We start from the raw sequence: 26,342 nt of genomic DNA, 5'->3' as shown, positions 1-26,342 counted from the left end.
CCCGCCTCTAGGTCGGTGAAGCGGTAGTAGCCCAACGCGTCGGTCGTGGCGTACACGCCCGTCCCCTGCCCCGACGCGTCGATCAGCTCGAGCGTCACCCCGCCGATCGCCTCCTCCCCCGCGTCCCGCAAACCGTCGTCGCTGCGGTCGTGGTACACGTAGCCAGAAAGGCTGGCGTACTCGATCTGCGCCGCGCGGGCGACGGCGCCGGCGGTGCGGTCCGTGAAGTCGTCGCCCGGCTGGTACGCGTCGTCGGGGAGTTGGCTCAGCTCGGCGCCGGCGGCGGATTCTTCGGCCGCGAAGGTCGCGTCGAACGCGTCGAAGTAAAGGGCCTGGACCGAAAGGTCGACGTGCCCGGGCGCGCTGAAGTTGCCGGTGAGGATGCTGCGTTGGAACTCGGCGCCTTCGACCAGCGAGTTGGTGTCGATCGTGTCGCCGGCGACGAACTGCGCCTCGTCGACGTCGACGCTGAACACGAGCACCTCGCCGGCCTCGAAGCCCTCAAAGGTGAACGCGATCGCGGTTCCGCCGTCGAGCACCTCGACGCCCGTCACCTGGAAGCCGACCGACTCGACGACCGACAGGCCGACCGACTTGAAGGAGCCCGGCTCACCGGGCTCGGTGTCGAAGAACACGTCGCCGGTCGATAAGCCGTCGCCGAGCTTGTCGCCGTCGATCACCAGGCGGTCGAGCGTGGTCCCCGCGGCGCCGCCGACGAACGAGACCTGCAGCAGGTCGGGCTGGCTGTCGTCGCCGGTAGCCTCTTCGAAATAGACCGAGCCGAGCAGCACGTCGGCCGCGAGCATCTGCCGCGGCTCCATACGCTCGACGCTCGCGCGGCGCGGCGCCTTGGGCAGGCGGCGGGCTCGTCGATTCAGCAGCGAGGAGATCAATCCCACGGGTTTCCTCCTTGAAACCTCGGTGAGCGGTCGATTAGCGGCGTGGCGACGCGATCCCTCGCGGCCCCGCGGCGACTGTTAGCGTTTTCTCGCGGCCGCGTCGAGCGCCGCCGCGGCCGCACGCGACCCGGCCCCCTCGACGTTCCAAACCCGCACGGTCGTGTCGAACGACCCCGACGCGAGCAGCCGCCCGTCGGCCGACGCGGCCAGCGCGGCGACCGTGCCCGTGTGGCCCTCGAGTTCCGCAACCGGCGAGCGGGCCGCGGTGTCCCACAGCCTCACGCTGTCGCGCGTGCCGCCAACCGCTAGCAGGCGGTCGTCTAGGAAGGCGACCGCGTGGACCTTGCCGGGCCGCACGAGCAACTCATCGGGCGCGTCGCTGATGGTGAGGCCGCCGGCCGGGGCTTCGGACAGCCGCCACAGCCGCACCGCGGGGCCGTCGCCGCCGGCGGCCAGCGTGGCGCCGTCCGGCGAGAAGGCGAGCGCGCGGACGCGCCGGTTGTCGCTCGGCAGGTCGCGCGGGCCGCCGCTAGCAACGCGGTCCCAAAGCCGCACCACCCCGTTGCGCCCCGCGGCCGCGATCAGCCGGCCATCGGGCGAGAAGGCGACGGCACGCGTGTCTTCGCACGGGCATCCGTACTCGGTCGAAAGGGTGGGCGCGCCGGCGCGGGCGTCGAACACCCGCAGCTGGTCGCGGAAGCCGGCGGTCGCGAGGCGCTCGCCGGCCGGGTCGATCGCCACCGCGAGCAGCGCCCCCTCGGCGAGCCTGCGGCTCGCGGGGCGGGCGGTGGCGGAGGCCGGCTCCCACAGGCAGAGCGTGTGGTCGGCGGCCACGCTGGCCAGGCGGTCGCCGCCGGGCGTGAAGCGTATGGCGCGGACCCAGTCGGTGTGGCCGCTGAGCCGGCCCACGAGGCGGCCGGTCTCCGCTTCCCACACGCGCAGGCAGTGGTCGTCGCCGCCGGCGGCGACGAGCCTGCCGTCGGGCGAGACCGCTACGGCCGTGACCACCGCCGGGCGCAGGTCGGCGCCGCCCTGGTCGGCCATCGACAGCACGATCGGCTCGCGCGCCATCGCAACGACGCACAGGCCGAGAACCACCGCGGTGAGAAGTGTTTGCCGCACGCCAGATGCTCCGCAATGTCGCCCGAGGACACAGACTCCTCCTCGGTATCGACCCGCCGCATCGGGCGGCCTCAGCCAAACAGCCGATCGTGCGGCGAACGAGCGGCGCCGTCAGCTAGCATCTTCTTGGCTCTCGTCCGCTTCGGGTTCGGGGCTCACGCGCGAGTCGCCGCCCTCGGGCGTGCCGGCGGCCGCTTCTGGGTCGGGCGGAAGGTTGGCGTCGGCCGGGTCGGCGGGGGTCGGCGACGGGCCCTGGCCCGCGGCCCGCTCCTTGAGCTCGGTCGCGAACTCTTGCTCGGAATCGAAGTACTCGATGATCTCCCAGAGCGGGAAGTCATCGGGGAACGGGTAGTCGCCGGCTTCCAGGACCTTCTTGTAATCGTAGATGTCGTACATGACGTCGTCGCCGGTCGTGCCCGAGGGGTCCTTCAGCTCGGGGAACTTCTCGAAGACCTGCGCCCACTGCTCGAAGGCTTCTTCGTACAGCTCCTTGGCGCCCTCGGTGTCGGTCTGCTCGCGGAAGAGCCGCTTCGCGCGGAAGATCTTCTCCCTGGCGGTGACCGCTTCTTTCGTCTGTTCGAAGACGGTCCGCAACTTCCAGTAGTCGTAGTTGGTGGTGTCTTTGTAGTTGCGGGTGAAGCGGAGGAGCTTCTCGGTCTCGGCCAGGTCGGCGGCGACCTGCTTGGCTTCGCGGGCGACCGACGGGTCGATCTGTTCGATTTTCTCGGCGATTTTCGTCGGGGTGAGCTTGATGAGCTCTTGCGCTTCGAAGGCGAGCTGCATCTGGTCGCCGGTCCGTTCGCCGATCGGCGTGTCGAGGGCCTCTCGTTGCTCTTCGGTGAGCTGCTGGCGGAGTTCTTCTTGGAGCATCGACTCGACGTCCTCGGCGAAGCCGACAAGGACCTCGCGGAGCTCCGCCGCCTTCTCCTCGAGCTGCTCCTCCTCGCCCAGGCGGAGGATCGGGCCGGTGGAGTGCTGGATGGGCGTCTGGCCGAAGTCGACCCACTCGTCCTCGGCCACGCGCCACGCGGCCACGGCGCGTTCGAACAGGCCCTCGTTCTCGATCGCCTCGGCGTAGTTCATCTGAGACTTGGCCGGGCTCGCGTAGAAGATGTTGGGGCTCTTCTTGCCCAGGCTCTTGCCGCGCTGGTCGACCGCGGCGATCGCTTCGAGGTGCGCGTCTTTGCTGAGCAGCCAGTTGTCGCGTTGCCGCGGCGGTCGGTCCTCGGGGTGGTACTCGTCGTCGGCCTTGAAGAGCCGGCGGTACTGCTCCTTCTCGTCGGAACGGCCGATCTTCTGGCCCAGCACCCAGCCCAGCTCCCACAGCAGCTCGGGGCTGTCGCGGTTGTACTCGGTCCCTTCCTCGAGGAACTCGATGCCGCGCCGGACCCAGTAGTAGCGGTCGCGGTAGTCGTCGAACTCGACCGACACGTTGTAGCTGAGGTTCCAGCTCTGGTACTTCCAGAAGGTGATGAAGTTCGGCTGCAGCTTCGCGAGCTGCTCGAGGGTGGCCGTGAGGTTCGTCCAGTCCTCGACCTTCTTGAAGTGCACCGCGCGGTCCCACAGCAGGTTCACGGCCAGCCCCCGCAGGCCGAGCGTGGCGAGCTTGATGGTCTCGCTCGCCGGGTCGATCTCGCCCAGGTCGGCCTGGCTGAGCTCGTTCTCGTCCTTCAGCTGCGCGAGCGTGCCGCCGGGGGAATCGACCGTGGCCGGCGCGCTGAGCAGCGAGAGCGGGAACAGCAAGACGGCGATCGCGACGCCGTAGGCGACCTTGCGGAGGAAGCTGCTGCGTTGGTTCATAGCAGATCGGCCGGCGCGAGAGCGGCGCCGGGTCGCGGTGGGTCGGTTGGTTGATTGCCCGAGGCAGGATCCGGGCCGCCCTGTGCCGAGGGCGTTGGCCCCGGGCGGTGCGACCGTCGGCTGTGGGGCCGTGCTATTTGGCTAGCTCGCGGGTGCGGAGGAAGAAGTAGCCGATGACCGCCGCGCCGAGCACGTAGACCGCGCAGACGACCAGGTCGCGGACGAGCGCGTCGGTCGGGATGGAGTACCCCTCGGCCACGTAGCGGACACGCCCGAGGTAGGTGCTGAAGTCCGGCAGCACGTACGAGAACGCCTGCATGCCGGCCTTGAGGGCCTCGTCGGCCGCTTTCATCAGGTCGATCGCGTCGAAGCTGTTTGGGTCTTGGCTCTTGAACGGCGACATCACGTTCATCTGGGTCACCAGCCGCACGAGCGATTCGACCGGGCCGCCGCCGTAGTTCTGGCCGGTGGCGATCTTCACGAACGTCTCGCGGAAGAACCCGAGCAGGATGAACGAGACCGTCGCGACCATGGCGATCGGCCCGTTGAGGAACGTGCTCGCGGTGACCGCCACCGCGACGACGATCACCATCTGCATGCCGATCGCCAGGTAGCCCTTCACGAAGTTCCACAACGGCGAGCCCTCGGGCAGCCGCAAGAAGCAGTCCGCTTGCGCGAAGCCGAAGTACTGCGCCCGATCCAGGCACTGCACGACGACCTCTATACGGCCGTCGCTGCTGATGAGGTCGTCCAGAATCGTGATTTCGTCTTGTTGCGTGTCGGTCTGCTCGTTGGCGAAGTCGAAGGTGTCGACCGTGGCGTCTTGGGCGGTGAAGATCTTCAACGACGTGGCGACGTCGGTCTCCGGGTTCCGCAGCTGGATGCTCCCCTGGATGCCCTCCTCGATCTGCCCGATGTACGAGCGGTACACGCGGACGATCAGGCCGATCGGCAGGTAGAGCCCGCCGTCGGCGCCCTCGCGGAGCACCGACCGATTGACGCCGTCGAACGTCCAGATCGCCGCGGCCGGCGTGGCGCCCGGGATGTAGCTGCGGTAGCCCCACTCGGCGCCCACGCTGATGCCGCGGCCGGTGCGGGCGTTGTCGCGGTTGATGAAGCCGAGCGAGCCGTACTTGGGCACCCGGGCGCGGATGAAGCCCTCGGCGGGGCCGACCGTGTACCGGTCGTCGTCGGCGTCGACGGTGTGGATGTGGCCGAGGGCCGCGTCGGTGACCCCTTTGCCGTCGACGCCCACGGTGAACGTGTGGCGGTGGAAGGCGTCGAAGCTCGTCGCGCCGCCGGAGCCGATCGGCTGGCCGTCGATGCCGGTGATCGGCTCGAGCGTCGTCGCGTCGACCGAGTGGGTGTGCGCCAGCGAGCCGGTCACGAAGAACCAACTGGCCACCGCCATGATCGCCAGGAGCACCGCGCCGATAGCGGAGAAGCCCAGCATCCGCCCCAGCACGATGTCGCCCGATCGGACCGGCTTGGTCGCCACGGTGTAGATCGTGCGGCTCTTGATGTCGCCCGGCAGGCTGAACGCCGCCAGCAGCAGGGCCATCAACAGCAGCAGGTAGGTGGTGGCCGTCATCACGAAGCTGAGGTACAGCCGCGCGGGCTCGGGGTTGTCCGTTCGCAGGTACCAGCTCGCGAACAACAGCACCAAAGCGAACACCACCAGCGCCACGAGCACGCGCCGGCGCAGCGACTCCTTGATCGCCAAGCCGGCCAACGCGCCGATCCTCCGGGCCGACAGGCGCGTGAGGTCGGTCGCGCCGCCGCGGAGTGTTCGGTAGGTGATCTCGCCTGCCGCCACCGGGCCGTGGCGGATCATCGACACCAAGAACCCGCCCACCAGCCCCAGCACGAACAGCACCGCGGCCAGCACCAGGAACTGGAACAGAGCCCCGTCGATGAACGAGTCTCCCTGCCCTTGCCAGAGCCACTCGAAGAACGGGAGGACTTGCTTCTCTACAACCATCGGGCGGTAGGGTCTCTAGAGGGCCAGCTACAGCGGCGGCGGGCAGAAGGGGACATCTCGGGCGAGCCGCAACGCGGCCGCCGGCATCAGGACGCGCCGCTGTCGTCGGGACCGGGGTCTCCCCCAGCGTGGTGGTGCGCGCCGACCACCCGACGCCCGGGCCGAACCTCGCTGTCCCGAACGATCGACAGGAAGAGCTCTTCGAGCGTGGTCGTCGGGTTGTCCAGCTCCAGCAGCTCGCCGCCGTGCCGCTGGATCACGTCCCGCAGCTCGTTGCGGCAGTCTTCGCTGAGGTTGCGGGCGCGGATCTGCGTGACGTCGGCCACCGTCAGCAGCGAGTCGACGCGGCCCAGTTCTTTCAGCTCGCCCTGGTGGAGGATCGCGATCCGGTCGCACACGTCTTGAACGTCGGCCAGCAGGTGGCTGCACATGACGACGGTTTTGCCCTGCGACTTGAGCTGCAGGATCATGTCTTTCATCTCGCGCGTGCCGATCGGGTCCAGGCCGCTGGTCGGTTCGTCCAGCAGGATCAGGTCGGGGTCGTTGATCAGCGCCTGGGCGAGGCCGATCCGGCGGGTCATGCCCTTGGAGTACTCGCGCAGCTGCCGCTTGCGGGCGCGTTCGATGCCGACGAGTTTGAGCAGCTCGTCGATCCGCTGGCGGCGGACGTCGGCCGGCAGGTCGAACAAGCGGCCGTAGAAGTCGAGGGTCTCCTCCGCGTTGAGGAACTTGTACAGGTACGACTCCTCCGGCAGGTAGCCGATCCGCTCGTTCTTCGAGACGTCGGTCGCTTGCTTGCCGAACACGAGCGCCTGCCCGTCGGACGGGAAGAGCAGCCCGAGGAGGAGTTTGATCGTGGTCGATTTGCCGGAGCCGTTGGGCCCGAGCAAGCCGAACACCTCGCCCGGGTAGACCTCCAGGTCGAGCGCCTTGAGCGCGCGAACCTTCTGCCGCCCCCAGAAGTCACGGTAGACCTTCGAGAGGGCGCGGGTCTCGATGACCGGGTTTTGGGTCGCGACGGTTTCGGGCTGCGAGGGGGCGTCGTCGGCAGCGGCTGCGGCGGGGGCGCCAGACATCGGCGGACTCGTCAGAGGAATAGGGTCGCGGGAGTGGCGGCGAGTGGCCTGGGCCAAGCCGGGCTTCGTGGCGAGCAGTTCGGCGTAGCCAGCTGTAAGTCGATTACCGGGAACGAGTTAGCCGTGGGCGCTGCCCGGCGAGCCTGTCACTATAGGCGGCGTTTTACCAGCTCCGCAAGCAGGCGACACGGGCCCGCCGGCCTCCGGAGGGCCACGGAGCCGCCGACTCAGACGAGCCGCAGCAGCGCGTACCGCTTGCGGCCGCTGCGTAGCACGATCACCGACTCGCTGGCCAGGTCGGCCTCGGTCAGCACGGCTTCGGCCGACTCGATCCGCCGGTTATTCACGTACGCGCCCCCCTGGGCGACGGTTCGCCGGGCCTCGCCCTTGCTCTTGGCCAGCCCGGCAGCCACCAGCGCGTCGACCACGCCGAGTCCCTCGCCCGCCAGCGCCGCCCGCGGCGACTCGCCGGAGGGCACGTCGGCGAAGATCTCGGCCAGCGCGCGGTCGTCGAGGCCGCTGACTTCGGCGCCGAAGAAGATCTCGGTCGCCCGCCGCGCGGTGGCGAGGCCCTCCTCGCCGTGGACCAGGCGGGTCAATTCTTCGGCGAGCCGCTTCTGGCTGTCACGCTTTGCGGCGTCGGCCTCGCGGGCGGTGTCGAGCTGTTCGATCTCTTCCAGGGGGCAGTCGGTCAGCCTCCGCAGGCAGGGGCCCACGTCGGCGTCGTCGACGTTGACCCAGTACTGGTAGAACGCGTAGGGGCTGGTGCGGGCCGGGTCGAGCCAGATCGCGCCCGACTCGGTCTTGCCCATCTTCGTGCCGTCGGACTTGGTGAGCAGCGGCCAGGTCATGCCGAACAACTGCCGCCCGCCGGGCTGGCTCACTCCCATCCGCCGCGCGAGGTCGACGCCGGCCGTGATGTTGCCCCACTGATCGCTCCCGCCGGCCTGAAGGTCGCAGCCGTGCTCTTTGGCCAGGTGCACGAAGTCGTACGCTTGCAGGAGCATGTAGCTGAACTCGGTGTAGCTCATGCCGCTGGCCGAGTCGTCGCCGCGGCCCAGGCGGCTCTTGACCGAGTCCTTGCCGAGCATCACGTTGACCGGGAAGTTCTTCCCGATGTCGCGCAAGAAGTCGAGGTACGACCAGGGGCCGGTCCAGTCGAGGTTGTTCAGCAGCAGGGCCGGCTGGGACGCGGCGTCGAAGTCGAGGAAGCGGCGCATCTGCTCGCCGATCGCGGCCACGTTCCGCTCGAGCGCCGCCTTGTCGAGCAGGTTCCGCTCGGCGCTCTTGCCGCTCGGGTCGCCGATCATGCCCGTCGCGCCCCCCACGACGGCGATCGGCCGGTGCCCCGCCCGCTGGAACCGCCGCAGCGTGATCAGCCCCATCATGTGGCCCACGTGCAGGCTGTCGGCCGTGGGGTCGAACCCGGCGTAGAGCGTACGCGGCCTCTCGGCGAGCCACGCGCCGAGGGAGTCGTCGGTCGTCTGGTGGACGAGGCCGCGGGCTTTGAGTTCGCTAAAGAAATCCATGGGTGGGTCGTTATTGCCCGCGAATGACGCGAATTTACGCGAATAGAGTCAGGTCGTGCGGCGTCGATCGGACAGGGCAAGCCGTCTCGGCTCGAGCTTGGGATGAGAACCGAAGTTAACCAGGATGCCTAGCTGCAGTCCCGTTGCATTGAGGTAGTTGAGCACCTGGGCGTCGTGCTGCTGGACCAGTCGATCGACGGCCTTGATCTCGATCAAGATGCGTTCGAAACAGATGAAGTCGGGGCGATAAATCTGCTCCAGTTTATGCCCCCGATAGGTCAGGTCGACCGCAGGCTGGGACGTGAACGGGATGCCTACCTCGCCGAACTCGATCGCCAAACACTCTTGGTACACCGCCTCGAGGAAGCCGGAACCCATCCTGTTGTGAACCTCAAAGCATGCGCCCATGACCAGGTAGCTCTCATCAGGGAAGAGCATCGGCTGCTCCATTCGCGCGTATTAGCGTCATTCGCAGGCAAGCCCGCTATCGCCAGAGGTCGTCGTCGGCGAAGGGGTTCGCGCCGGGGGGCTTCGGGCGGGGGCGGGCGGCTAGGATGGCCTCGGCCAGGGCCAGGTCGTCACGGCTGGTGATCTTGAGGTTCTGGGGCGAGCCTTCGACGACGGCCACCGCTTCGCCGAGCCGTTCGATGAGCTGCGCGTCGTCGGTCACGGCGACGCCGGCCGCTTCGGCGAGGCCCCGGCGGTACAGGCCGGCCTCGAACACCTGCGGCGTTTGGGCGGCCCAGAGGCCGTCGCGCGACTCGGTCGACGCGACCCGCGCCCCGGCGACCCGTTTGAGTGTCGCGGTGACCGGCGCGGCGAGGATCGCCGCGTGGTGCGCGACCGCGGCGGCGAACACGCGGTCGACCTCCGCGTCGGTCACCAGCGGACGGGCCGCGTCGTGGATGGCCACGTGCGTCGCGTCGTCGCGCAGCCGGGCGACCGCCGCCGCGACCGAGTCGGCCCGCTCCGCGCCCCCTTCGACCACCTCGATCCCCATGAACGCGACGTTCGCCCCGTACTTCCGCGCGAACTCCTCGCGGTCCTCCGCCGCCACGACCAGGATCGTTTGGCACACGTCCGCGCGCGACGCGAAACGCTCGACCGAGTGCATCCACACCGCGCGGCCCGCGAGCATCGCGAAGGGCTTCTTGTGGTGAGGGTCGGCGAAGCGGCTGCTCTTGCCGGCCGCGAGCACGACCACGGCGAAACGACTCACGCGGTCGCCTCCGAGCTGTGCGGCGCGGCCGCCCCCTCGGCGACGCGGCACGCCGCGGCGCAGGCCTCGGCCGACCAAGCAACCAGCAGCCGCAGCGCCAGGGCGCTGATCTCGGTCGGCAGGGAGGGCGTCTCACGCGCCTCGGCGGCCGCCTGCGACACGTCGAGCGGCAGGTGGACGAAACCGATCAGCGGCCGCTGGCCGGACGTCGCTGTGAGGTGGTGCGACCAGTACATCGCCGCGTTGCAAAGGTAGTCGCCCGCGTGCAGCGACAGCTCGGCGGGCGCCCCCGCGTCGCGCAGCCGGCGGGTCCAGTCGCCCAGCGGCAAGCCGCTGCGGTACGCGGCCGGGCCGTCGGGTTCCAGCGGGCGGGCCGCGTCGGAGCGGTCGCCGCGGTCGCGCCGCGCGTTCAGGGCGAATTGCTCAAGCCGGATCGCCGCCGCGCCGGCCGCTTGGCCAACGTGCAACACCACGTCGTACCCGTCGGCCAGGTCCGACGACAGCCGCGGCTTCAGCTCGTCGTAGTCGACCGGGTAGAGGCGCGTCGTGACTCCCAGCTCCCCGGCCGACGCGAACCCCGACAGGTCGCGCGTCAGCGACTGCAGCGCGAGCCAACTGGCGTTCTCGTCACGGCCGTCGAACGGGCGAAACGCGGTCAATAAAAGGCGGGCCATGCCGCCGATTGGACTCGAAACCCCCGCCGGCAGCAAACGGGCCGACGAGAACCGCCACGCCGCCGCTAGCGGAACGCTCGTTTCACCTCGGCGTCGCCCCGGGCGGTGATCGCCGCCTGGATGGCCGCTGCGGCTCTCTCGCCGAGCGGTTCGCTCATCGCGGCGGCGGTCTCGGCGATCTGCTCTGGCCGCTTCGCGCCGCAGAGGACGCTCGTCACGCCCGGCTGGGACAACGTCCAGCGGACGACGAGCGTCGCGACCGCGACGCCCTCGTCGGCGGCCGTGTTGCGGATCGCGTCGAGGAAGTCCTGGTTGCGCCGCCACTCGTCGCCTTGGTACATCGGGTACTCGCGGCGGCTGTCGCCTTCGGACAGTTGGTGGTCTCGGTCCATCGAGCCGGACAGCAGGCCCTTCATCAGCGGCCAGTAGGTGACGACCGCCACGCCCTTCTCTTGGCACCAGGGGATCGACTCGGCCTCGATGTCGCGTTGCAGCATGTTGTAGGGCAATTGCACCGCCGACAGCGGGCAGGCCTCCGCGAACCGCTTCGTTTGGTCCAGGTCGCAATTCGACGCGCCGACGGCGCGGGTCTTCCCCTCGGCCATCAGTTCCGCCAGCGCGCCGGCCGACTCTTCGACCGGCACGCCCGGGTCGGGAGAGTGCAGGTAGAGCAGATCGACGCGGTCCGTGCCCAGACGCGTGAGCAGCTCGTCGCACTCCCGGCGGAGCGTGTCGGGGCGGGCGTCCTGCTCCATGCTCGGGTCCTTGCCCGGCGTCGGCTGGGCGAAGTGGATGCCCACTTTCGAGGCGATCACGACCCCGTCCCGCCGCCCGGCGAGGGCCTCGGCGAGGATGCGATCGCTCTCGCCGTCGGGTCCGTACACGTAGGCCGTATCGAAGTGGTTGACGCCCGACTCGAGCGCCGCGCGGACCGTGGCCACGCCCGCCTCGTGGGTGGCGCCGAGGGTCGTCACGCCGGCCAGCGGCCAGCAGCCAAGCGCGACCGGCGTCACCTCGACGCCCGACGCGCCGAGCGGCCGGCGGTCTTTCGGTGGTTCGGCCATCACTTGCTCGCGGCAGCGGGTCGGCCCACGCCGGGCGGGCGCCCCGGCGTGTACAGGCAGCAATCGACGGGGCACACGTCGTGGTTGGCCGGGTACTGGCCCAGCGCGGGGCGCTCGGGCGACTCGCCGCGCTCGGTCGCGATCCGCTCTTCGATCAGCTCACGGATCATCCGGATCGCCCGCGGGTGCGTGCCGATCGTGGCCGCGCGCACGAGGTTCACTCCAAGCTTCTCGCATAGTTCGCGGGCCTCGGTGTCGAGGTCGAACAGCACTTCCATGTGGTCCGACACGAAACCGATCGGCAGGATCACGAGGTCGTCCAGCCCGCCCTCGCCGTGCAATTGCTCTATCCGGTCGCACACGTCGGGCTCCAGCCACGGCTGCTGCGGCGGGCCGCTGCGGCTCTGGTAGACCAGCTCCCAGTCCGGGTGGCCGGCGGCCTCGGCGGTCAGGCGGCTGGCTTCGGTGAGCTGCCGCTGGTACTTGCAGTTCTCGGCCATCGACAGCGGGATGCTGTGCGCGGTGAACAGCACCTTCGCCGCGCCGCGGCGCTCTGCGGGGATCTGCTCGAGGGCCTGACGCAGGTGGTCGGCGTTGGCCTCGATGAAGCCCGGGTGGTTGTAAGGCATCCGCAGCTTGTCGACGCGCGGCGCGCGGCCGACCTTCTCCTGCGCCGCGGCGACGTTCTCTCGGTACTGGCGGCAGCCGGAATAGCAGCTGAACGTGCTGGTGAAGAATGCGATCGCGCGGCGGACGCCGTCGTCGGCCATCCTTTGGAGCGTGTCGTCGAGCATCGGCGCCCAGTTGCGGTTGCCCCAGTAGATCGGCAGCTTCGGGCCGTGCTGGTCCAGTTCCGCCTGGAGCGCCGCGATCAGCCGGCGGCACTGCTCGTTGATGGGGCTCACGCCGCCGAAGTGCTGGTAGTGCTCGGCGACCTCGAACATCCGCTCGCGCGGCACGTTCTTGCCACGCAGCACGTTCTCAAGAAACGGCATCACGTCGTCGGGCCCTTCGGGGCCGCCGAACGAAACGACGAGCACCGCGTCGTACGGCAAGTCAGCGTTTGTCGCAGCCATGGTTTCCGGGGCTAAGAGACAGAATCCGGCCACAAAAGCGGCCTCTTCACACCGTAGACTCGACGACTGCTTTCGCCCAGCAGGCGCCGCGACGAACCCTCCCGGCGCCCTTGGCGCTCTTGGCGGTTCAAGTCACTGCTTCGCGAACAGCTGCCCTTCGATGTCGCGGAACGCCTTGAACTCGAGCGCGTTGCCGGTCGGGTCGAGCAGGAACATCGTCGACTGTTCGCCCGGCTGTCCGGCGAAGCGCGTGGTCGGCTCGATGACCCACTCGACCTGCTGCGAGCCCAGGCGCTCCGCCAGCTCTTGCCACGGCTCGGGCCTCAGGACCACGCCGTAGTGCGGCACCGGCACGCCGTGGCCGTCGACCGGGTTGAACAGGTGGCCGACCTTGCCGTTCGGACCGAGGCCCGGATCGTGGTGGACGACGAACTGATGGCCGAACAGATCGAAATCGACCCACGCAGAATCGCTGCGGCCCTCGGGGCAGCCAAGAACGCCGCCGTAGAACGCGCGGGCCTCGGCCAAGTCGCGGCACGTCACGGCGATGTGGAACGGGGTGAGATTCATCGTCATGCGGCGGGGGCTAGTGGGCGGGCCGGACGGGTGCGGGTCCGTTAGCATAACGGCTGAGCCACAACCGCCGACCCCACGGCGCCCGCGTATGCCCACGCCCGACCCGACCGACACGATCGTCGCGATCGCCACCGCGCGGGGCCCGGCCGTGCGCGGGGCGATCCGCCTGTCGGGGCCGGCGACCTGGTCCGTGCTGTCGCGGCTGGGCCTCCGGGCCGACGCGGCCGAGCGCCCGACACGGTTCGCCCGGCGGTCCGTCCGCGCGGAGTTAGCCGGCTCGGCTCGAGAGATCCCGGCCGACGTGCTGGTCTGGCCCAACCAGCGGAGCTACACCCGCCAGCCCTCGGCCGAGATCCACACCGTCGGCGCCCCGCCCGTGCTCGACGCGATCGTCAGGGCGTGCACCGACGCCGGCGCGCGGTTGGCGGAGCCGGGCGAGTTCACGCTGCGGGCGTTCCTGGCGGGGCGGATCGATCTGACGCAAGCCGAGGGCGTGCTGTCGGTGATCGACGCCGACGACCAAGCCGAACTCCGCGGCGCGCTCACGCGCCTGGCGGGCGGCTTGTCGACGCCGCTCGACCGGCTGCGGGCCGACTTGCTCGGCCTGCTCGCCGACCTCGAAGCGGGGCTCGACTTCGTCGAGGAAGAGGACGTGCGGTTCATCGAACCGGACGAGCTGCGGCGGCGGCTGGGCGACGCGCTGGCGCTGGTGGGCGACACGATCGAGCAACTCGACCTGCGTGGCACGGCCCAGCGGCTGCCGGTAGCCGTCATCGCCGGGCCGCCGAACGTCGGCAAGAGCAGCCTGTTCAATGCCCTGGTGGAGCGGTTCGCCATCGGCGCCCGGCCCACGGCCTTGGTGGCGGACCAGCCCGGCGTGACGCGCGACGCGGTGTCGGCTGTCGTTCGGCTCGGCGGCCAAAGCGTAGAACTGCTCGACACCGCCGGCGACGACCACCAGCCGTCGATCGACGCGATCGATAGCGCAGCCAGAGCGGGCTTGGCCGACACACTGGCGAAAGCCGACGTCGTGCTGCGGTGCTACGCGGCAGGCGCGGCCCCCCCAGCCGCTGGGCTGGGCGGGGCGACGCTCACGGTCGCGACGAAGTCCGACCTCGCGCCCCCCTCGGCCGCCCAGCGGGCCATCGCCACCAGCGCCCCGTCGGGCGCGGGGCTCGACGACCTGGCCGCAGCGGTCGAGCGGGCGCTGAGCGGCGGCGGGCGAAAGGTCACGGTCCTGGGGATCGCTTCGGATCGCGCCCGCTCCGGGCTCGAGACCGCCCGCGACGCCCTGCGGCGCGCCCTCGCCACGGCCCACGCGGGGGCCGGCGAGGAGCTGGTCGCGATGGAGCTGCGCGAAGCGCTCGACGGGCTGGGGCGTGTCGTCGGCAAGGTGGTGACCGACGAGGTGCTCGGCGAGGTCTTCGGGCGGTTTTGTATCGGGAAGTGACGCCCCAATCGCTTCCGAGGCCTTGCTCGTCTGCTGCGTTGTGATTGCAACCGCGGATGACACGGATAGCACGGATGGCCGTTTGGTCGGCCCTCCGTGGCCCGAACAAGGCGGCGAATTTCCCGAGCCATCGCGCCGCCGGGTTCGGTCAGACGTCGCGCGGGTCGGCGCTTGGATCGTCGTCGCCTTGCAGGTACGTGTCGCCGCGGTAGGTCAGCGACCAAACGACGTACACGACGGCCGTCGTGAGCATCAGCCCGGCGAAGAACCAGTGATAGTTCTCCCCTTCCAAGACGGCCACGCCCCGCGACTTCTGCTCGACGATGTAGTCGTTGACGTAGACCGTCACCTTGTTGCCGAGAAACACCGACAGCAGGTAGAGCCCCATGACGAATGACTTCATCACCTTGGGCGCTTGCGTGTAGGAGAACTCCAGAGCCGTGATGGACACCATGACCTCCGCCGCCGTGATCACGACGTAAGCCAGCACTTGCCAACCGATGTGCGGCTCGCCCCCGGCGTCGATCGCACGCTGGATCAACGCGCTGATGGCGAACGAGACCGGCGTCAGCAGCATGCCGACGCCGATCTTGCGTAGCGGCGTGAGCGTCCACACCCGGTCGACCGCCGGGTAGATGAAGAGAGTGAAGAGCGGGATCAACAGCATCACGAGGATCGGATTCGTGGCCTGCGACTCGGCCGGGTTGAGCTCGAACCCGAAGACGATGCGGTCCATCGACTTTGCTTGCTCGACCCAGGTGCTCGACGTCTGGTCGAACAGCATCCAGAAGGCCGCTACGAGCACGAACAGCGGGGTCAGGTTGGCGATCGCCCGCCGGCCCGGTCGGCTGACGACCGCCCGCCATAAGTCGGCGCCAGCGGGCGGGACGTGCACAAACTTGTTTCGGCCTAGCCAGAAGACCAGGGTCGCGATCGCCATGAGCACGCCGGGCACCGCGAAGGCGACACCCGGCCCGTAGTTCTCCAGCAATCGGGGAACCACGAAGAAGGCCCCCGCCGAGCCGAGGTTGATCGAGAAGTAGAACCAGCTGAACACCTTCGGCAGCAGGCGCTTGTTCGACTGGCCGAACTGGTCACCCACGTGCGCCGACACGCACGGCTTGATCCCACCGGTGCCGATCGCGATCAGCGACAACGCGCAGAACAACGCGGTGCGCGGCGCCATGTTGGTGAACGTGGGGAAGTCGACCAGCGCCATCACGCCGTGGCCGAGGCAGTAAACGAGCGACAGGTAGAAGATCGTCCGGTACTTGCCAAGGATCCAATCGCTCAGCACGGCGCCTGCGATAGGAAACAAGTAGGCCGCCGCCACGAAGTTGTGGTACCAGATCCGGGCCTCGGCCTCGCCCATCGCGTCGAGCTCGCCCGAGGCGTTGAGCAGGTGCTCGGTGAGGAACACATACAGAATCCCCCGCATCCCGTAGAAGCTGAACCGCTCGGCCGCCTCGTTGCCGACGATGTACGGCACGCCCGGCGGCATGCCGGTCCGGCTCGGGTCGGGCTGCGTGCGGTGCTCGGACAACGCTGAGTCGGCGGCGGGGGGCGGCGGCGGGCATCGGTGGGACGGCCGGGATAGCGGCGCGCCCGCGAGGACGCGACAGTTTAGCCCAAGCCCTCCTGTGTGCGTGACCCCAAACCGGCGAGCGGCCCCCCGTTGCCCACCCTCGATCCACAAACCGGCCTGCCGGCGGGCTTCGTCGATCGGCTCCGCCGGATCACCGGCGCCGACGCCGACGCGGCGCTCGCCTCGTTCGCCGCCGATCGCCGCCCCGGCGTGTGGGCCAACCCGCTGCGTGGCGAAGAGCGGCCTCTCCCGTTGCTCGCCGGATTGGGCGTCGAGGGCGAGCCGTGCGAGTGGCTCGAATCGGCCGCGACCATCTCAGCTGCGGACAAGCCAACGCTCACCGCCTCGCAGCCGGTGGCCGAGGGCCGGCTGTACCCGCAGGGCCTCTCCAGCATGCTCGCTCCCCTGGTGCTCGACCGCGGCCGGGCGAAGCGGTGCTCGACCTGGCCGCCGCTCCGGGCGGCAAGACGCTGCACCTGGCCGCGCGGATGCGGCTGGAGGGGGAGCTGGCGGCGGTCGAGCCGGTCCGCGACCGCTTCTTCAAACTACAAGCGAACCTCGCCCGCTGCGGCGCCGGCGAGTTCGTGCGGACCTTCTCTCACGACGGCCGCGACGTCGGCCGCAAGACCCCCGACCGCTTCGACGCGGTCCTGCTCGACGCGCCGTGCAGCAGCGAGGCCCGCTTCGATCCGCGCCGGCCGCAGTCGTTCGCCTACTGGGGGCCGCGCAAGCTGGCCGAGTCGGCCCGCAAGCAGAAGGCCCTGCTCCGCTCCGCGGTCGACGCGGCGCGGCCCGGCGGACGCGTGCTCTACTGCACCTGCTCGTTCGCGCCGGAAGAAAACGAGCTGGTCGTCGCGCACACGCTGCGGCGGATGGCGGGGCGGGTCGAACTCCGGCCGCTGGGCCCCGCCCTGCGCTGCTTCCGCGCCGGCCTCGTGGAGTGGGAAGGGAAAACCCTACCGAGCGAGTTGGCCCACACCGTCCGCGTGGCGCCCGACCGGCGGATGGCCGGCTTCTACCTCGCGCTGCTAGAGAAGCGGGCGGCGAGTCGCCCAACGCCGGCGGGCCGCGCCGAGCAGCGGCGGCGGCGCGGCTGACGCGAGTTTTTGCGACGCCGCGTGCGAACGCGGGACTCCGAAACCCTCGTGATGGCCTACGACAGCCACCCGATCGCCAGCCACGCCCACAGAGTCACGAGTGGCGGGGCCAGCAGGCCAACGACCAAGCCGCCCTTGAGCATGTCGGCGACCCGGAGCCGGCCGCTGCCGTACACGATCGCGTTGGGTGGGGTCGAGATCGGCAGGCACATGGCCGCCGAGGCGCTCAGCGCGATCGGCACGGCGAGCCGCGCGTCGCCGCCGGTGGCCTCCATGCCGCCGAGCACCGCGATCGCGATCGGCAGGACCAGGTTGGCCGTGGCGGTGTTGCTCATCAGGTTGGACATGACGATCGTCGCGTAGCCGAATCCGATCGCCAGCCCCACGGGGGGCAGCCCGCCGAGGGGCAGTTGCTCGACCGCCCACGCGGCCAGGCCGGTCTTCTCCATCGCCACGCCCAGCGACAGCCCGCCGGTTATCAGCAGCAGGATGTCCCAGGGGAGGCCGCGGATGTCTTCGCCCGACAGGATGCCGGTCGTGGTGAGCGCGACGATCGGCACGAAGGAGATGAGCGTGGTCGGCAGGCCGTGCAGCGGGCTGGTCATCCACAGGCCGACCGTCACGACGAACGTGCCCACAACGACCTGCTGCTTGTACAGCGGCGCCGCATCCGACGCGACGCCCGGGTGAAACAGGATCCCGTCCGCTTGGCTGAACGCCGATTTCCTCATGTGCACGAGCACGAGATAGAGCCAAGTGACAGCGAGAAGCACGATAGCCGGCGGCACAGCGATCAGCATCCATTCGGCGAAGTTGACGGCCGAGTCTCCCCGCAAGAGCCCGGCCGCGATCGCGTTGGGCGGGGTGCCGATCACGGTGCCCATCCCGCCCACGTTCGCCGCGAAAGCCACGCCCAGCGCGAGCGCTCTGGACACCCCGTCGTGCGGCTCGCGCGCGGCGAACAGCGGGGTCATCATCGCGAGCACGAGGGTCGCCGTGGCGGTGTTCGACACGAACATCGACAGCACGGCCGTCACGAGCATCACGCCCATCAAGAGCATCGCCGGCCGCTGCCCGAACAGCCCGAGCGCCCTGGCGGCGAGCCAGCGGTCGAGGCCCGTTTTCTCGGCCGACTCCGCGAGGCAGAACCCCCCAAAGAACAGCCAGATTAGCGGGCTGCCCCACGGCGTGATGAACTGCTCCCAGTCCTTGGGACCCGTCGCGAACACCCCGTCCGGCCGGCCGAGCAACGCGATCAACCAGCCGATCGCGAGCAGGCTGGTGGCGAAAGCGGGGATCGCCTCGGTGATCCACATGCCGGCCGAGAAGATCAGCACGAACAACGCGCGGTGGCCGGCCTCGGACAGGCCCTCGTAATGCGGGAAGAAAGCGACCGCCGCCGCCACGGCCATACACGCGGCGGTCGTCACCAACGCGCGGACCTGTGAGAAGCGGAACAGGCCGAGCAGGCGCATGGCCTCGTTGCGGCCGCCGTGGAGCATCGTCGGAAGCGGGGGGCTGGTGGGGGGCGATCGGGGGGGCGGGGCAGGCTGCGTCAGCGGCCGCCATCCGCTGCGGCGATATGTTGCCGCTTGGCCTCGCTCGAAACAAGCGCCGCGGCGATAGGACGCACCCGCGGGCCCCCCCCGACGCGTGCGTCAGCGCTTCTTCTTGCCGCGGGCCTTGGCTTTCTTCGCCGCGTGCTTGGCCTTCGCGCCGGCGCCGTTCGCGCTGGGCGTGTTCTTCGCCGGCGAGGGCTTCTCGGCGGCGCCGGCCGGCGCGGCCACGGGGGTCGGCTTGGGCAGCATCTTCCGCTCGGCGATCCCCCACAGGCTCGACACGATGAAGTAGATGCACAGCCCGCTGGGAACCTTGAAGAACATCAGCCCCATAAAGAGCATCATGTACTTCATCATCTTCTGCTGCAGCGCGGCCTGCTCGTTGGCCGGCGGCGGCATGAACATCTTCTGCTGCAGCAGGAACAACGCGCAGGTCGCCAGCGGCAGCAGGTTGAAGTACGGGCCGAAACCGAGGATGCCCTCGCCGTTGTCCATCCACAACGGCGTGATCGGCGACCAGTCGATGAATTGGTCCGGCGCGGCCAGGTTGCCGCAGAACCGGATCGCGTCGGAGAACAGCGGCTGTTGCCGCAGCTCCACGTCGACCGCCAGCGCGCGGTACAGCCCCATGAAGATCGGCAGCTGCAAGAAGATCGGCAGGCAGCCCGACGCCGGGTTGTAGTTGTGCTTGCGGAAGAGCTCCTGCTGCGCCTGGGCGCGCTTCTGCATGTCTTCTTTGTAGCGCTCGGCCAGGCGGTCAAGCTCGGGCTTGAGCTCTTGCATCTTGACCATGTTCTTCGCCGAGTGGCGGCTGATCGGGAACATGGCCATCCGCACGCAGAGCGTGAGCAGGATGATCGCCACGCCGTAGTTGCGCACCACCGCGTGCAACGCGTGCAGCAGCCAGAGCATCGGCTTGGCCGCCCAGCCGAACCACCCGTAATAGAGCACGCCGTCGAGCGAGTGGTCGGGGTCCCCGGCGGCCGAGTAGGCCTCGAGCAACTCGGGCAGCTTGGGGCCGGCGAACACCCGGTAGCCGTCGTTCAGACGCGAGCCGTTCTCGCCGGCGGCGGCCAGCGTGACCGACTCGCGCGTGAGCACGATCGAGCTGTTCTGCCAGCGGTCTGCGTAAGACGAGTCGCCGATGCGTTGGGTCGGCAGCACCGCGCGGACCTCCGACAGCCACACGTCGGTCAGCCGCTCCTTCTTCGGGATCACGAACGACGAGAAGTACTGCGCGTCGACCCCGGCGAACGCCAGCGGCTGCCCCTGCCCCATGCGGGGGACCTCGCCCTTGGCGACCTGGGGCGCCGCGAACTGCGTCAGCCGATCGCCCGCGAAGCGGACCACCACGTCGCGTAGGCCGAACGACCCCCAGTCGCCGAAGAAGCTGCCGTCGCCGCGGCCGATCTTGTTCGCGTACCAGAAGCCCTCGATCGGCAAGCCGTTGGGCCCAGCCAGCTCGTAGGCGATCGTCTGCTGCTCGCCCGACAGGTTGCGGACCTCGACAGAAAGGTCGAAGTGGTACGACGGATACGCGTTGTCGCCGAGCCGCTCGTCGGGCGTGCGCACGACCTCGAAGCGCTTGGCGAACTCTAGCCCCAGGTCGGCCAGCCGCAGGCGCAGCGTGACGCCCTCCGCGTCGCGCTGTTCGACGGTCCAAGCCTCTTCCGCCAGGCGGCGGTTGGCCTCGTCTAACTGTGGGTCGCCGGCCGCGCCCTCGGCGCCCCCAACGGCCGACGCGCGTCGGCCGTTGAGCGAATCGATCCGCACCACGAACGACAACGCCGACTCGAAATCCATCGGCGGGTCGGGCGTGTGCAGGCGGACGTTCTCGATCTCGGGGCGGATCAGGTCGAGCGGGTGGCGGCCCAGCCGCCCCGACAGGGCGACGAGCTCGCCGTCGCGCTGGACGCGCAACTCGAACGCGTCTCGCGGCCTCGACTGGTCGAGCGCCAGCAGCAGCTTTCGCGCGTCGTCGATGGGCAGGTCGACGTCGCCGGCCACCAAGCCGGTGATGACGTCCCCGACACGCAGCCCCGCCGCGGCCGCCGGAGATCCCTCGCCGACCATGTTCACCAGGGCGCCGCCGCTGTCGGCGTCGGTCGGCGCGAGCTGGCCGAGGTAGCCGCTGCGGTTGTCCAGGTCGCTGTAGTTCTTGCTAGAGAGCGACAGCCGCTCGACCCCCGCGCCGGCGTTGTTCACCGTGAGCAGCATCCGGTAGGGGCTGTCCGCGGCGACCGAGCCGAGCGTGATCAGCTGCGCTTCGGCCGGGGGCTCCTCTTCGATGCCCTCGTTGCCCGGTGCGGCGATGGCCGGCTCGGCCTCGGCGTCCGGCGGGGCCGGCGCGGCGGCGCCCTCGCCGTCCGCCGCGATCTGCTCGGCGGCCGGCTCCTCGCCCGGCTCGGCGACCGGCGGCCGCACGAACGCGCTCTGGTAGAACATCAGCAGCGTCACGGCCAGCAGCAAGAAGACCAGCATCCGCTGGTCCGGCGGTTGCTGGTCGCGTCGTTGCGGGCGGCGTTGCTGGATACTCATTCGCCTGGAGTGTGGTTCGATAGCCGACGCGCGGTCGGCGGGCCCGGCGGCCCCCCGACCGGGGCCGCGGCGCGACGGGCGAGACCCGCTGCCCGGGCCGTTCGCGCTTCAGCGTCCTTGCTTGATCCGGTCGCCCAAGAAATTGTCTAGTTCCGGCGTGGCGTAGATCAGGTCCGCCGTTGCGTCGATGTTGTAGTCGACGCGGTGGAACGTCACCCGGTTGTCTTCCTGCACCACGTAGCACGCCCGGGGGTCGCCGTCGCGGGGCTGGCCGACCGACCCCACGTTCACCATGAACTTCTGGTCGGTCACCTCGAACACGTAGTTTGTCTCTTCGGGCGTGACGAAGTTGCGGCTCTCGGTGAACACGCCCGGCACGTGGGTGTGCCCCTGGAAGCAGCCGTGTTGCACCAGGCTGAACAGCTTCTCCATCTTCTTCTGATTGTAGATGTCTTCCGGGAAGACATACTCGTTCACCGGGTTGCGGGCCGACCCGTGAACGTACAACCAGCCCCCGTCCCGCTGGATGCGCGGCAACGCGCCGAGGAAGTCCCACCGCGCGTCGATCTGGTCGCGGTCGCCGCGGGCGCCCTCGAGCTGCTCGCGGGTCCAGAAGATGGCCCGCTCGGCGCCGCTGTTGAAGCCCTCCGGGTCGAACAACGCGCCCTGGTCGTGGTTGCCCAGCAGCGAGATACGGCACGAGGCCATCACCGCGTCGAGGCACTCGCACGGCTTCGGCCCGTAGCCGATGATGTCGCCCAGGCAGTAGGTCTCGTCGACCCGTTGCTCCTTGATGTGCGCCAGCACGGTTTGCAGCGCTTCGAGGTTGCCGTGGATGTCGCTGATAATCGCTCGTTTCAAAGCGAACACCCTCCCCGGACCCCGGGACGTTGGCCTTGCCCGACTCCGGGACCCGGCCGATTGACGAAGCTTACCCGACTAACGATGCCTGATCGATTGACGCCGCCTGATCGATTGACGCCGCCCGACCGATCGATGCTGCCCGCTCCCCGCAGCACGCCGGTCGGCGCCGCCGTGCCAATCGAGCCTCGGCGTGCCGGACGACCCACGGCGTGGCTGCAACCAGCGCCAGCAGAATATTAGCATGCCGCCGACGGGCGCCGCCGCCTACCGGCCGGGCCCCGACACAACGATCGAAGCCAAAAAACTAGACCCGCAACGGACTTCGGTCAACCTAGCTCGCCGCCGACCCAATGACCACACCTCCCGGCCCATGGGCCGATCTCCCCCCACAAAGCGCCGCGCAGGGCCTCTGGCTGGGCGTCGAGACCGTTGGCCTGTCGGGCTCGGTCGCACTGGCCGAGGTCACGCAGGAGGGCTGCGAGCGGCTCGAAGTCGCGCCGCTCGACCGGTCCGCTCGCTCCGCCCAGACCCTCGCGCCGGCGATCCAGCAGGTGCTGGCCGACCGAGGCGCCGCCGCCCGTGACTTGGCGGCGATCGCCGTCGCGGTGGGGCCCGGCTCGTTCACGGGGCTTCGGGTCGGCGTGGTCACCGCAAAAACGCTGGCGTACGCGCTGGGCGCCGCGGTCGTCGCGGTCGATTCGCTCGAAGCGCTGGCCGACGCCGCCGCGGCTCAGATCGACCCGGCGACAGTTGGCGACCTGTGGACGCTGCTCGACGCGCACCGCCAAGAGGCGTTCGCCGCTTCGTTTCGCCTCGCCGACGGCGTCCCTTGCCGACTGACCGCCACCCGCCGGGTAACGCTGAGCGAGGTCGCCGCGCTCGTGGGAGCGGAGTCCGTGATCGCCGCGCCGGCGGAACTCAAGCTGCCCGGCGTCGAAGCAGTGGGCGCTCGGCGAATCGCTTGCGAGCCCGACGCCGGCGCGGTGCTCCGCGTCGCGTACCGGCGCTGGCGCGACGGCGCGGCCGATAGCGTGATGTCGCTCGCCCCGCAGTACTACCGGCCGAGCGCCGCCGAGGAAAAGCTCGCAGGGAGCTGACCCGCTCTGCGCCTCACGCCGAGGCCGCAAGCGCCTCGCGGGCCGCGCCGACCGTGGCGTCGATGTCCTCCTCGGTGTGAGCCGCCGAGATGAACATCGCCTCGTATTGGCTGCACGGCAGGTAAACGCTCCGGTCGAGCATCTGCCAAAAGAAGCGGCCGAAACGCCCGGTGTCGCACTCAGCGGCGTCGTCCCACGAGCGGACCGGGCCGTCGTGGAAGAAGAGCGTCACCATGCTGCCGACCCGCTGAACCACGTGCGGCACGCCCGCGTCGCGAGCGGCCGCCGCGAGGCCTTCTTGGAGCCGCGCGCCGAGCGACTCGAGCCGCTCGTACGGCGGCGTGTCACGCAGCGCGCGCAGGGTCGCCGCGCCGGCGGCCGTGGCGAGCGGGTTGCCGCTGAGGGTGCCGGCCTGGAAGACGGGCCCCTCCGGCAGGACCTGCGCCATCACGTCCGACCGGCCGCCGTACGCGCCGACCGGCAAGCCGCCGCCGACGATCTTGCCGAGGGTGGTCAGGTCGGGCTCGATGCCCAGCCGCGTCTGGGCGCCGCCGAGGGACAGGCGGAAGCCGGTCATCACCTCGTCGCACAGGAGCATCGCGCCGTGCTCCCGCGGCAGCCTGTTGAGCGTGGCCAAGAACTCCTCGCTGGGGACCACCACACCCATGTTGCCGCAAACCGGTTCGAACGCGACCGCGGCGATCTGGTCGCCGTGCCGAGAGAACGCGTCCTCCAGCGCCTGCGGGTCGTTGTAGGGCAGCACCAGCGTGTCGGCCGAGGCGCCGGGCGTGACGCCCGGCGAGTTGGGGACGGACAACGTCGCGGCCGCGCTGCCCGCGGCCACCAGCAAGCTGTCGACGTGGCCGTGGTAATTGCCGGCGAACTTGATGATCCGGTCGCGGCCGGTCGCGCCGCGGGCGAGGCGCAACGCGCTCATGGCGGCTTCGGTGCCGGAGTTCACCAATCGCACGCGCTGGATCGAGGGCACGCACTCGATGATCAGCTCGGCCAGCTCGCTCTCGCCGACCGTCGGCGCCCCGTAGCTGGTGCCGAGCCGCATCGCCGCGGCGAGCGCTCCGATGACCGGAGGGAACGCGTGCCCGAAGATCATCGGGCCCCACGACCCGACGAAATCGAGGTAGCGGTTGCCGTCGAGGTCCCACAGGTGCTGCCCCTCGGCACGCGCGATGAAGACCGGCTCTCCGCCCACCGCGCCGAAAGCCCGCGCTGGGCTGTTCACCCCGCCGGGCATCAACCGCCGCGCTCGGGCGAACGCTTCGCGGCTGCGGGCGTAGCGGGCGGAGTCGGCGGGCATCGGCGGGGTTCCTCGGTGAAGGGATCGCGGTCGCTCTGCTTGCTACCGCAACCGCCCTCACGGGGCAACGGGCGGGGCGTCGGAACGCAGCCGGTCGACGAGCCGCTGCGCGTCGCGCCGGACCCCCTCGGTGGCGGCCACATCGGGCGTGAGCTCGAGCACGGCCCGGGCCGCCTGCAGCGCGGCCTCCGGCTCGCTCTCGGCCAGCTGCTCGGCTTGGTCCAGGCGCTTGCGACAGAACTCGGCTAGCTCCTCGGCGTCGGAGGCCGACCGCTCTCGCAGCCGCTGCGCCTCGGCCCGGGCGAGCTCGGCCAGCATGGCGTCCTGCGTGTCGGTCCCCACAGCGAGCAAGTCCGCCACGCTCTCGAACGCGTCGACGCCCGCGGCCGGGTCCTCGGCCGCTACGCGGGCGGCTTGGCGGTGGAGCGCTTCGGCGATCGACAGCCGATCGTCGCGGCGCCCGGTGAGCCGCTCTAGCTGCAGCCGTTGGCGGAGCTGCAGCTGCCGCAGCGTCCGCGCCCACTCGGTGACCTCCTCCGCGCGGGGGTCGTCCGGGAAGCGCTCGACGAAGCGGTCGGCGGCATCGGTTGCGTCGGCCGACACGTCGCGCGAGAGGACACTCTGCTCAACCTTTGTGTAGAGCGAGTCGGCCGTCGGCGGGCGGAAGGCCCACCAAGCGATCGCTGCCAGCGTGCCGAGCGTGAGCACCAGCGCAACGGCCTGGCCGACCGCGGCGCTCGTTTCCGACTCGGCGGGCTCGGACGGCCGATCGTCGGCCACCGGGACGCTCGTGTAGTGCCCTCTAGCCGCTGTGGCCGGCGGCGGGGTCGCCCCGCGCGGCCGCACCAGGCGGTTGTACTCGGTGGCGTCTTGCGTTTCGGCGAGGCCGTTGTCGGCCGCCTGGTCGCCCGGCTCCGGCGGCGTGATCGCGTCCTGCGACTTGCGGAGCTCGAAGTCGTCCTCCGCCACGCGCGACAGCGCTCGGCTCATCGCCTCCAACCGCCGCGCCACGACCGCCGTGTTCGGGAACCGATCGGCCGGGTCTTTCTCCAGCAGCTTCGCGATGATCCGCTCGAGCTCCTCCGGCGCGTCGGGGGCGAAGCGGCGGACCGGCTCGGGCACCGCGTAGCGCTGCAGCTGCAGCATGGCCGGCATGTCGCCCGCCCGGAACGGCGGGCGGCCCGCCAGCAGCGCGTAGAGCACGCCGCCGAGGCTGTACTGGTCGCACCGCGCGGTGACCGGCTTGCCCGACGCCTGCTCGGGCGACATGTAGTCCGCCGTGCCGAGCACGCCGCCGGCCATCGTGACGCCCGTCGAGCCGAACACCCGCGCGATGCCGAAGTCCGCCAGCTTCGGTTGCCCCTCGGCTGCCAGCAGGATGTTCGCCGGCTTGAGGTCGCGGTGGATCACGCCGTGGTCGTGCGCGTGCTTCAGCGCGCGGCAGACCTGGATCGCGATCTGGGTCGCCTCGCGCCAGGTGAACCGCCGCCCCTGGCGGAGCTCCTCTTCGAGGCTCGACCCCTCGACCAGCTCCATAGCGAAGAACAACGCGCCGTCCTCTTCGCCGTAGCCCAGCAGGCGGACGATGCCCGCGTGGCGGAGCGCCCGGAGCGATTCGATCTCCCCCTCGAACCGCTCGCGGAACGCCTCGGTCAAAGCCAGGCGCGGATTGAGCACCTTCACGGCGACTTGCTCGCCCGTTTCTTCGTGCGTCGCGCGGTAGACCGCCCCCATGCCGCCCTTGCCGAGCGGCTCGCCGATTCGATAGGGACCGAGCGTTTCGGCGGTCATCGCGTGCGTGGCGCGGGAGTGGCGGGAGGG

The 26,342-nt window shown here is 70.1% G+C and carries 21 protein-coding genes; 3 read left to right on the top strand and 18 right to left on the bottom strand.

Going from position 1 to position 26,342, the window contains the following annotated elements:
* The 12 genes from RIC11_RS00175 to RIC11_RS00120 form a co-directional block, all read right to left on the bottom strand.
* On the bottom strand, positions 1-899 hold an 899-nt coding region (locus RIC11_RS00175), incomplete at its 3' end, for an SdrD B-like domain-containing protein (RefSeq protein ID WP_350207794.1).
* A 78-nt stretch (positions 900-977) separates the two neighbouring features.
* Positions 978-2,021: a WD40 repeat domain-containing protein gene (locus RIC11_RS00170; protein WP_350207793.1), complete on the bottom strand. Its 1,044-nt coding sequence runs from the start codon at positions 2,019-2,021 to the stop codon at positions 978-980.
* Between the two features lie 111 nt (positions 2,022-2,132).
* The gene (locus RIC11_RS00165) at positions 2,133-3,821 is read right to left on the bottom strand and encodes a hypothetical protein (protein ID WP_350207792.1); all 1,689 of its coding nucleotides are present in this window, start codon (positions 3,819-3,821) and stop codon (positions 2,133-2,135) included.
* A 133-nt stretch (positions 3,822-3,954) separates the two neighbouring features.
* Positions 3,955-5,802 carry an ABC transporter permease gene (locus RIC11_RS00160; RefSeq protein ID WP_350207791.1) on the bottom strand — a complete coding sequence of 616 codons (1,848 nt, stop codon included), beginning with the start codon at positions 5,800-5,802 and terminating at the stop codon, positions 3,955-3,957.
* An 86-nt stretch (positions 5,803-5,888) separates the two neighbouring features.
* Positions 5,889-6,878, bottom strand: coding sequence for an ABC transporter ATP-binding protein (locus tag RIC11_RS00155; protein ID WP_350207790.1), 990 nt, complete (start codon positions 6,876-6,878; stop codon positions 5,889-5,891).
* A 227-nt stretch (positions 6,879-7,105) separates the two neighbouring features.
* Positions 7,106-8,407: a tyrosine--tRNA ligase gene (tyrS, locus tag RIC11_RS00150; protein WP_350207789.1), complete on the bottom strand. Its 1,302-nt coding sequence runs from the start codon at positions 8,405-8,407 to the stop codon at positions 7,106-7,108.
* A 48-nt stretch (positions 8,408-8,455) separates the two neighbouring features.
* Complete coding sequence (locus tag RIC11_RS00145) at positions 8,456-8,857, bottom strand: GxxExxY protein (RefSeq protein WP_350207788.1); 402 nt, start codon at positions 8,855-8,857, stop codon at positions 8,456-8,458.
* A 34-nt stretch (positions 8,858-8,891) separates the two neighbouring features.
* Positions 8,892-9,626: a 2-C-methyl-D-erythritol 4-phosphate cytidylyltransferase gene (ispD, locus tag RIC11_RS00140; RefSeq protein WP_350207787.1), complete on the bottom strand. Its 735-nt coding sequence runs from the start codon at positions 9,624-9,626 to the stop codon at positions 8,892-8,894.
* Positions 9,623-10,300 carry a pyroglutamyl-peptidase I gene (locus RIC11_RS00135; RefSeq protein WP_350207786.1) on the bottom strand — a complete coding sequence of 226 codons (678 nt, stop codon included), beginning with the start codon at positions 10,298-10,300 and terminating at the stop codon, positions 9,623-9,625. Before RIC11_RS00135 ends, ispD begins: the two co-directional genes overlap by 4 nt.
* 65 nt (positions 10,301-10,365) lie before the next feature.
* Positions 10,366-11,364 (bottom strand): aldo/keto reductase, encoded by a 999-nt coding sequence (locus tag RIC11_RS00130; protein WP_350207785.1) that lies wholly within the window; start codon positions 11,362-11,364, stop codon positions 10,366-10,368.
* On the bottom strand, positions 11,364-12,440 hold the full coding sequence (locus RIC11_RS00125) for a ferrochelatase (RefSeq protein WP_350207784.1): 1,077 nt from the start codon (positions 12,438-12,440) through the stop codon (positions 11,364-11,366). The genes RIC11_RS00130 and RIC11_RS00125 overlap by 1 nt, the downstream gene beginning before the upstream one ends.
* A gap of 132 nt (positions 12,441-12,572) precedes the next feature.
* Positions 12,573-13,010, bottom strand: coding sequence for a VOC family protein (locus RIC11_RS00120; RefSeq protein WP_350207783.1), 438 nt, complete (start codon positions 13,008-13,010; stop codon positions 12,573-12,575).
* A 94-nt stretch (positions 13,011-13,104) separates the two neighbouring features.
* Here RIC11_RS00120 and RIC11_RS00115 point away from each other — a divergent pair, with 94 nt between their 5' ends.
* Positions 13,105-14,466 (top strand): tRNA modification GTPase, encoded by a 1,362-nt coding sequence (locus tag RIC11_RS00115; RefSeq protein ID WP_350207782.1) that lies wholly within the window; start codon positions 13,105-13,107, stop codon positions 14,464-14,466.
* A 148-nt stretch (positions 14,467-14,614) separates the two neighbouring features.
* Here RIC11_RS00115 and RIC11_RS00110 read toward each other — a convergent pair whose 3' ends face one another.
* On the bottom strand, positions 14,615-16,009 hold the full coding sequence (locus RIC11_RS00110; RefSeq protein WP_350207781.1) for a POT family MFS transporter: 1,395 nt from the start codon (positions 16,007-16,009) through the stop codon (positions 14,615-14,617).
* A gap of 254 nt (positions 16,010-16,263) precedes the next feature.
* On the opposite strand from RIC11_RS00110, the gene RIC11_RS00100 reads away from it, so the two are divergent.
* Positions 16,264-17,148 (top strand): NOL1/NOP2/SUN domain family protein, encoded by an 885-nt coding sequence (locus RIC11_RS00100; protein WP_502879361.1) that lies wholly within the window; start codon positions 16,264-16,266, stop codon positions 17,146-17,148.
* 56 nt (positions 17,149-17,204) lie between these two features.
* Here the strand turns inward: RIC11_RS00100 and RIC11_RS00095 are convergent, their stop codons facing one another.
* The 3 genes from RIC11_RS00095 to RIC11_RS00085 all read right to left on the bottom strand — a co-directional run bounded on the left by RIC11_RS00095 (position 17,205) and on the right by RIC11_RS00085 (position 22,106).
* Positions 17,205-18,650: an SLC13 family permease gene (locus tag RIC11_RS00095; protein ID WP_350207779.1), complete on the bottom strand. Its 1,446-nt coding sequence runs from the start codon at positions 18,648-18,650 to the stop codon at positions 17,205-17,207.
* A gap of 156 nt (positions 18,651-18,806) precedes the next feature.
* Positions 18,807-21,245 carry a YidC/Oxa1 family insertase periplasmic-domain containing protein gene (locus RIC11_RS00090; protein ID WP_350207778.1) on the bottom strand — a complete coding sequence of 813 codons (2,439 nt, stop codon included), beginning with the start codon at positions 21,243-21,245 and terminating at the stop codon, positions 18,807-18,809.
* A gap of 108 nt (positions 21,246-21,353) precedes the next feature.
* Positions 21,354-22,106, bottom strand: a complete 753-nt coding sequence (locus tag RIC11_RS00085; RefSeq protein WP_350207777.1) for a metallophosphoesterase family protein — start codon at positions 22,104-22,106, stop codon at positions 21,354-21,356.
* A gap of 353 nt (positions 22,107-22,459) precedes the next feature.
* Between RIC11_RS00085 and tsaB the strand changes: the two genes are divergently transcribed.
* Positions 22,460-23,206, top strand: coding sequence for a tRNA (adenosine(37)-N6)-threonylcarbamoyltransferase complex dimerization subunit type 1 TsaB (tsaB, locus tag RIC11_RS00080; RefSeq protein ID WP_350207776.1), 747 nt, complete (start codon positions 22,460-22,462; stop codon positions 23,204-23,206).
* Positions 23,207-23,219: 13 nt separating this feature from the next.
* Here tsaB and hemL read toward each other — a convergent pair whose 3' ends face one another.
* Both hemL and RIC11_RS00070 read right to left on the bottom strand, forming a co-directional pair.
* Positions 23,220-24,521 (bottom strand): glutamate-1-semialdehyde 2,1-aminomutase, encoded by a 1,302-nt coding sequence (gene hemL, locus RIC11_RS00075; protein ID WP_350207775.1) that lies wholly within the window; start codon positions 24,519-24,521, stop codon positions 23,220-23,222.
* 57 nt (positions 24,522-24,578) lie between these two features.
* Positions 24,579-26,312 (bottom strand): serine/threonine-protein kinase, encoded by a 1,734-nt coding sequence (locus RIC11_RS00070; RefSeq protein ID WP_350207774.1) that lies wholly within the window; start codon positions 26,310-26,312, stop codon positions 24,579-24,581.
* Positions 26,313-26,342 lie beyond the last annotated feature (30 nt).

It is taken from the genome of Botrimarina sp., assembly GCF_040219535.1.
Lineage (GTDB): Bacteria > Planctomycetota > Planctomycetia > Pirellulales > Lacipirellulaceae > Botrimarina.
This window is presented reverse-complemented; position numbering and strand designations above follow the sequence as displayed.